Raw genomic sequence first — 7,321 nt, forward strand, 5'->3', positions numbered from 1 at the left:
CACCAATTCCATAAATGTTGAATTGGCTTCCGCGAGTCGGCGCCTTGCTAATTCGAAGTGTTGGGCTTGTGTTATCATGACAAACACACCTTTCCGCCGTCGCCGATATACAAATCGGCGTTGCCGAATGCCTTAGCCGCGTTATCAAGAATGGTCGCGGCCGGTTCGGGCCAGTCACCATCCCAAAACCCGGCGCCATGGCGGCAACGGGTTAACCAAAAGTCATGACCGGCCATTGCAGCTTCGCGCGCTGCAATTGATCCTTCGAAGTCATTGGCTAGTGGCGGGCTTTTGCTCAGCGGCTCAATGTCGTTTGCCTCGCAAAGCTCTTGCCACGATTCAAACTCAGCAATTCGCACTTCGCTGCCGATCGGCGCCACAAAATAGCCGTTGTGCCAATTGCGAGTCCAGCCGGCAGCGCGTGCCGCGCCTTCGAAGTCTTCACACTCAGCATGTATGGTTTCCAAATTGGCCGCATAGAATGCGGCACAATCTTTCAACATGCTTTCCAGGCAATCCGGCGACAAGTCGGAAATGTCGTAATTCGAGTCCATCGGTTCGCCGCCGTTTTCGTCGGACTCGTCGTTTGAAGACCACAACGCCGCGCCGACATATGATCGAAAGAAGTACCATTCGGCCGAATGACCGGGCACGGGCGAATCCGCGCGCATGTAGTCTGCAATCACGTTTTGCATTGTCTCAATCCTTTGTTTGATTTGCACTTTTTAAGTGATTTTGCCACGCGCAATGACGCGGCACAAATATGCGTGAAAGTAGCGGGCACGACTGCCGTTTGCGTTTTTGGGCTGCCGGTATTTGACCGAGTCGGCCGCGTCGATGATGTTTTGGACATGCTGTGAATTGAGCGCATGAAAGCCACGATCGACGGGAATGCAGAACGATGTACAAATCGCCCAGGCGCGATCATATGTGAGGCGAGTCATGATCAGGACTCCCGTTTTCCAGCAATGGCAGACAAGATTGCATCGCTGGACTCGCGGCTATATGCCGATACCCGTTGAAATGAAATGCGGCCGTCTGTGTAAAGCGTGCCGCTGGCATAGCCGGCGCCGTTGTTGATGTAGATTTCGGCCGTCAAATCGTTCGGGTTTTTGCGGTTGATCTGGAGTCCAGGAAACCGCATTTCCATGAGATGTATTAGCGCGCCGAATTCGTCGGCAGAACGCACGCGCTCTTTCACTTGTTCGCGGAGTCCATCGACAAGCGGCCGCGCTACATCGATTATGTTTTTGCGGATTGCCTTTGCAATTGCTGCCATGGGCCGCGCCGCGTCATATGTGGCGCTTGGCATTTTTGGACCATTGGAGTCGAGCTTGCGCACTAAACCCGTGAACGCGCCGACTTTAACGCGGCCGATTTTGGCGCCATGTTCCGCATTGACGAAAATCGTTAGATCGTTGCCGCAATCAATCCAGGCGCCGGCGTAACTTTGCTGCAGATCGTCGGCATTCTCGACATTCATTGCAAGTTCGGTTGCCAAGTCAAAGGCAAAATCCCGCATGAGAAAATCACGATCAATGCGCGGTACTGGATTGCCGATGCATGAGCGATCGACAATGGTTTCTTTGATGTATGGATTCGACATTTGTATTTGTCCTTCACTTTAAAAGTGATTTATTGTCTCAGTTGAAAGACGCTGCTAGGCGGATTTCCGCTAACAAGGCGGAACCGAGTCCGGCGCGTAGTTTCATGGCTATTTCAACGCATGCCCGGTAAATCGCTTCGGCCGCACGCGAGTCGGTCTCATATCCGAAGTCAGACGCCCAATTTTCGAAACTGCCATAATCGAAAACGTCGCAATCCCGCACAAGCGATTGCATTACGTCGCCGATGGAAGGCGCCGGAATAGGCTTGCTGCCGGAAAAGCTATTACCCCATAAATGCCCGCTAGCAATTTTGCCGGTTTCAATTTCATAGGCGAGCATGTCGCGTTTTGCTCTTGATACTGGCATACGCATGACTCGCGCGGCCGTTTCCATTTGGGCGGCCGTCTTTTTTGAAGCGGGCGCGTGCCCTTCGCCTTGTGAATAGTCAGTTTCGAGAATCGCGACGCTAGAGCGACGATGAAAGATCGAAACGCGCCAATTGAGAGAACGCCAAGTTTTGCCGTCTTCCCCTGGCTTGGCGTTCCTCGATTTCGAAAACGGCACAAAAACCGTTTGCATGGTGATGCCAGCGCGTTCGCATATGGCGCCGATCAAATCTTCGACATCGCTGCAATCGATTTCTTCGACATATTCGATCGAGTAACCTTCATGCTTCAAAGCATGATCCATCGAGTAAGCGGCGCAATTGTTATGAAACCAGGCTATCAGGCTGATACCTTGCGGCGCTGCGTCTGCTAGTCCGATACGCTTTCCATCGCGCTTGATTATTGCAAGTTCCATTTCCCCACTCCCTACAGCGTGGCCAGAAAGGCGGCCTTGCGAGCGATAGCCGCGCGACGGGTAAAGCGGCGGCGGCGGCCGGCTTCAGACTTGGCGAAAGTTTCACGTTTCAACATGGTAGAATCTCCATTTGCGTTGTCGATATTCACTATTTAAGTGAAAGTTAGACGCGAGTCAAGCGGTGATTCCGGCAGCATTATTGAACGCCGCGACTAAATCCAGGTCGCGGCTATTCCAGCCCGGAATCCATTCGTCGATATAGTCGCCTTCGGACAAGGCGCGGCGTTCCTTGCGAGCTTTGCGAATGTCGGCAAGGCGCGAGCATAGAGTCTGATGCAAGATTTTGTGCGCATGCGGAAACGTGTCCAACATGGCGCCGGCTTTGCGGATTTCAGGAATCAAATCCAGGATTGCCGTTTTCGTTTCCGCGATTTCTTCGCCCAACTCGGCAAAGCGGTTTCCGGCTTGCCAAGCGGCATGATAGTTGCGCTCCGACTCCGCAACCCATTCGGCAATCTGATCAGCCGCGCGCGCGGCGTCTCGCGTACCCGCATTATCGTCGCCATATGACCCTACGAATTCTGAAATGACTTCGCCAAAATCCAGGCTAACCGGACCATCGGAGTCGGCTTTGCCATTATTCCAGTCTTCATAACCCGCGATGAATCGCGCATGGCCGTTGCGCCCTGGCATTTGAAACACAACGCCGCGCACAATCTCATTTTGATCGTTATCGACGTAATAGCCGCTATGGTTCAAGCCCGCGATTTTGTCGGCGTACCCGACGAATCGGAGACCACACGTCGACGGCTTTTCAATCCAGCGCATATGTTTAGAACCGCGCTCTTTGTAAGCCGGACCATAGCCGCTCGATTGCGGGTAACGGGCTTTGCCGTTCGCAACGTCGGCGCGTGCGGCTTTCAATGCTTCGCTGGCTGGATTCCATGTCAATCTATCGCGGTTGCGCGGATAGACGTTGCCGACATAGTGGCGCCGCTGCCAACGATACGCATTCAAAAGTTCCTGATTCATTTTCTCGACTCCTTTTCTCAGCGACCGGCAAGCGGGCGCAATTTGTTGCGAATGCGGAAAATACCGCGTTTCAAATCGTGGCGCTGCAGCCGGTTAGCATCGCCCAGGGCCATGCCCATGAATGTCTCGGCGCAACCATAGAAGCCCAGGCGCGCGGCCATGCGGGCAAGCTCAACATTGGCTTTGAGTGATTCCATGACTCATTCTCCCTTTTAAAGTGAAACGCAGACAATCGAACGCCAATCGGCCGGCAGCTTGGCGCTATCCCATGCGGCGCCGCAATCATCGCCGACTCCCGCGATATATGAATCGCCCATTGAGCCCGTCGCGATGATTCCGAATTGCTCAGGCGCGACTATGTTTGCCAGCGCATAGGACAGGCCGAAGCCGGCCGCAGCGGAAAGCGTGAAGGCAATAAGCATTTTCATTGTTTCACCTTTAAAGTGATTGTTCGGAAATTGCCGCGACGGCAACGGCCGAAACGATTGCGGCAAGCGCGATAAAGAGGAATGGCATAATCTCAACTCCAGTTTCCGATATTCACTAAATAAGTGAAAGTTAGATGCGAGTCAACGGCAGATTCCAAAATAGTTTCAATGCGCACCAGGTCGGCTGCAGCAATGTTAGGTTATTACATTACGTGTAATGTTATTACATTTCGCCTAGGATTTATTTCCTATCTCGGAACCTGGAAGCTGCTCGACGATCGTCGAGGCGGCCGGCGCCAAAACCGCCCCGGAGAAATAGGACGGGGAAATCTGCACCGCCTGGGCCTCAGAGAAAATCAGATTCCAAGACCACGGAGAAATCTAAATGGTGATGCCCATCTCGGCGCATTTTTGCCGAATGGCGATCGTCGATGCGCCGTCACTACCGAGACCGGCCAGGCCGAAATGCCCACCATAGAGCACGCCAGCAAAAGGACGCTCGCCGACGTAACCACCGAAGCTGTTCTTGGCGTTCACCGTGCCGCAGGCACTCACGACGCCGGATGAGTTCGTCACCGCCTGGATCGAGCCGAAGCGTGCGCTCTCAGGGTCTTTGAGCGACGATGCCACGTCACGTTTGATTGCAGCGCGATCTGCAGCCGACAAGCTGTGAGCCGTGCCGCGTGCAAGCGGTTTGACTTCGGTAGACTGGCAGCCGGCCAAGACCAGCACACTTGCAATGAGAATGTATTTCATGAAGCCCTCCACGGAGAAATCTGCATATTAGCGGTGCTTCAGTCAACCGTCAGAGAAATCTACGCTTGACAGGCCATACATTTTCACTTTAAAGGTGAATGTAAGAGATGAAGAAGGAGACGCAAAAATGACCCGTGCAGTTGCCCCGAAAACAATACCCCCGCTTCCCCCAAGAGCAGTAGCGTGGGGTAGATCGACCAAGAGGGTTGGCGGCATGTTTCACGCCCACGCCCTCGGTGTTCCGGTGTGCGGTGCGCGGTTGGTTCTGGATCGTCATGCGTCGGAAGCGCCGCGCGATCTTGGCGACATGCAATATTGGGGCGTGTGCCCACGATGCTATCGTTTGGCAACGACCTGACATCGCCCTTCGATAGAGGGGCGCCCCCGATTTTTGAAACCCGTTTAAGGAGGCTGAGCCAAAATGACTGAATCCATGATTGAGAGAGTTGCTCGGGCATTAGCGGACACGACGCACGCCGGTTACGAATCCTGGGACGATGTTCCGCAAGAGATGCAGACCAGTTTCTTGATTGATGCTCGCACCGCTATCGAGGCAATGCGGAAACCGACTGACACGATGCTAACTGCAGCACTTTTCGCAATGGACACGGAAGACGATTCCGGTGGGGTGATCAGTTGTTGGGAAGCCATGATCGACGCCGCCCGCAATGAACAGGTGCCGGGATGACTGAATCCATGATCGAGAGAGTTGCTCGCATCCTAGAACCGCAGGCATGGGACACCACCAGAGACAGTCTCGCTTATCAAAATCGACGCATTTCGTCGTTGCGAAAGGCCCGCACAGTCTTCGAAGCCATCCTAAAGCCGACCGATGGGATGGTGGCCAATGGGTCATGGGCACCAAATGGGTGCGGTGAAGTAGGTTCTACGGGAGCGAAGAACGCTTACACCAAGATGATAGCCTACGTTCTCGCCGAGCAGGTGGTGGGATGACTGAATCCGTACCGCTGTCGCGTGTGCTGCGAGAAGAAATCAAAGCACTCGACGACATTCCGCCTTCCATCCAGACGCAGGCCAATATCAGGCTGATTAATGCAGTCCACAAAGCTGCCGCCGCCCTCGACGACATGCAAATGGTCTACCAGGCTGTTCTAGCCTGGTGGGAGGAAAACAAGTTTGAGGTGGTGGATTACGGAGAAGATGAGAAGAATCTGTACGACGAGCCGCCCGATTTCGTCGGCTTGGTGCAGGCATCGATTGCTCGTGCAGAGAGAGAATGAAAATGACTGAGGTATATGTCGTCACCGGAGAAGGGCGTCGTTTTGTCGGCGAACTCGAAGACATGAAAGTGAATGTCGAAAAGACCGTGCGACTAATGGTCGAGAACGGCTCCGGTTTAATCATTAAGGACTCTTCGCCGGAGTTGGTCGAGTTTCTGCTGGACCTGCAAAAGCGTTACCCGTGGACCGGCACAATCAATTGGAACCCACCACCGCTTCCGACAATGGAGGAAGCCGAGAAATCCCTATCTGCACGCATCGCTGACGCCGACGAGCGTGGCAATCGCTACCTTGCCGATGCCAATGAGGCTGCCGAAGCCGGCAAGACTCAGAAGGCAGAAAGGCTCTACATGAAGGGTCAGTTCTGGCTCGATCGCTCGAACAAGTTGAGGGGGAACTCATGACCGAACCCCTAATCCCTTATGACGTGAAGATACAGGCCGAGGAAGTCGCGGCAGAGTGGGAAATGGAAGCTGGTCCCCATCGTATGCTCGTTGCGTCTATTGCCTCGGCAATCATGTGGGAGCGCAAACGGTGTACCGAGATCGCAAACAGATACGCAACGGACGGCCTACAGCCCGCCGCTGCCCGGTTAACTGCGGCGTACATCAGACGTGAGATCGAGCAATGACTCCCGCAACCGACGACGAGATCGCCGAAGTCAGGCGCCGCCTGGCCGTGTTCAAGCACCCGTCCTTCGACCGCGACACCGTGGAGAGGTTGATCCTGCGCCTCGAAGAAGGGGCGCCCCCGATTCCTGACGAACAGTCAGAATGCCTGAGCCAACTCACCGAAGCTCGAAAGGTGATCGAGTTCTACGCCGATCGTGAGCACTGGCGCACTGCGAATGTCGATGGTCTGAGCAACACAGGGTACGGCCTCGGTTATCACAGGACCGGCGACGGCATTATGGAGGTGTTGGGGTCTAATTGCGGCCAATGGGTGCCAAGCAAGATGATGGTTCACGGCGGCCATTGGCAAGCTGACGCTGGTTATGTTGCACGGCAATTTTTGGCAGACAAGAAATAGGAGCAAGCCATGAAGACACTCCGCTTTCGAAACACGATTCTGACTTTCAAAGGATGGCGGTTAATGGGCGTCACACGCAAGGCCACGGACGAAATGGGACATCCGTACTGGAGGAGTCTTTGGTGGCGATACTGAGGTCTTTTTCTCTACCTCACTTTCACTTTTTAATTGACTTATCTCTTTTAAAGTGAAAGTGTGAGTCAAAAGGAGACGCCGCTATGAGCAATGAAATCGAACCACTCGAAGCCCCCGCTAACCCACCCGCTCCCACGCATCAGATATTCGTGTCGTATGTCACGGGCAGCGGCAAGTTCCTGTCCGAAGTGATCCAGGCGCCGTTCGAGGACATCGACAGCGCGGAGAAGTGAGAGCGGCGGTGCAAAATTCGTCCACGGTAGCGGCGGGATAATCCCGCTGCGGGCGGCGT

12 protein-coding genes are annotated in these 7,321 nt (G+C 54.3%); 5 read left to right on the plus strand and 7 right to left on the minus strand.

The annotated features are described in order from the left end of the window. Positions 1-74: 74 nt before the first annotated feature. The 7 genes from BFN67_RS15630 to BFN67_RS15665 form a co-directional block, all read right to left on the minus strand. Positions 75-695: a hypothetical protein gene (locus BFN67_RS15630; protein ID WP_080920468.1), complete on the minus strand. Its 621-nt coding sequence runs from the start codon at positions 693-695 to the stop codon at positions 75-77. Between the two features lie 251 nt (positions 696-946). Then, positions 947-1,606 carry a hypothetical protein gene (locus BFN67_RS15640; protein ID WP_080920470.1) on the minus strand — a complete coding sequence of 220 codons (660 nt, stop codon included), beginning with the start codon at positions 1,604-1,606 and terminating at the stop codon, positions 947-949. A gap of 37 nt (positions 1,607-1,643) precedes the next feature. Beyond that, the gene (locus BFN67_RS15645) at positions 1,644-2,408 is read right to left on the minus strand and encodes a hypothetical protein (protein ID WP_080920471.1); all 765 of its coding nucleotides are present in this window, start codon (positions 2,406-2,408) and stop codon (positions 1,644-1,646) included. Positions 2,409-2,582: 174 nt separating this feature from the next. After that, the gene (locus BFN67_RS15650) at positions 2,583-3,440 is read right to left on the minus strand and encodes a hypothetical protein (RefSeq protein WP_080920472.1); all 858 of its coding nucleotides are present in this window, start codon (positions 3,438-3,440) and stop codon (positions 2,583-2,585) included. A 17-nt stretch (positions 3,441-3,457) separates the two neighbouring features. Continuing rightward, complete coding sequence (locus tag BFN67_RS15655; RefSeq protein WP_080920473.1) at positions 3,458-3,637, minus strand: hypothetical protein; 180 nt, start codon at positions 3,635-3,637, stop codon at positions 3,458-3,460. Positions 3,638-3,652: 15 nt separating this feature from the next. Further along, the gene (locus BFN67_RS15660; RefSeq protein ID WP_080920474.1) at positions 3,653-3,868 is read right to left on the minus strand and encodes a hypothetical protein; all 216 of its coding nucleotides are present in this window, start codon (positions 3,866-3,868) and stop codon (positions 3,653-3,655) included. Between the two features lie 381 nt (positions 3,869-4,249). After that, positions 4,250-4,624, minus strand: coding sequence for a hypothetical protein (locus BFN67_RS15665; protein ID WP_080920475.1), 375 nt, complete (start codon positions 4,622-4,624; stop codon positions 4,250-4,252). A gap of 421 nt (positions 4,625-5,045) precedes the next feature. Here BFN67_RS15665 and BFN67_RS15670 point away from each other — a divergent pair, with 421 nt between their 5' ends. From BFN67_RS15670 to BFN67_RS24375, 5 genes are all read left to right on the plus strand, one after another. Next, the gene (locus BFN67_RS15670) at positions 5,046-5,312 is read left to right on the plus strand and encodes a hypothetical protein (protein WP_080920476.1); all 267 of its coding nucleotides are present in this window, start codon (positions 5,046-5,048) and stop codon (positions 5,310-5,312) included. 262 nt (positions 5,313-5,574) lie between these two features. Beyond that, positions 5,575-5,865 (plus strand): hypothetical protein, encoded by a 291-nt coding sequence (locus BFN67_RS15680; protein ID WP_080920478.1) that lies wholly within the window; start codon positions 5,575-5,577, stop codon positions 5,863-5,865. Beyond that, positions 5,862-6,269, plus strand: a complete 408-nt coding sequence (locus BFN67_RS24645; protein ID WP_204842181.1) for a hypothetical protein — start codon at positions 5,862-5,864, stop codon at positions 6,267-6,269. The genes BFN67_RS15680 and BFN67_RS24645 overlap by 4 nt, the downstream gene beginning before the upstream one ends. A 223-nt stretch (positions 6,270-6,492) precedes the next feature. Then, entirely contained in the window at positions 6,493-6,894 is a 402-nt protein-coding gene (locus tag BFN67_RS15695; RefSeq protein ID WP_080920480.1) for a hypothetical protein, read from the plus strand. A gap of 218 nt (positions 6,895-7,112) precedes the next feature. Then, entirely contained in the window at positions 7,113-7,262 is a 150-nt protein-coding gene (locus BFN67_RS24375; RefSeq protein WP_158083521.1) for a hypothetical protein, read from the plus strand. Positions 7,263-7,321: the final 59 nt, after the last annotated feature.

It is taken from the genome of Manganibacter manganicus, from assembly GCF_002075885.1.
Classification (GTDB): Bacteria; Pseudomonadota; Alphaproteobacteria; order Rhizobiales; family Rhizobiaceae; genus Mesorhizobium; species Mesorhizobium manganicum.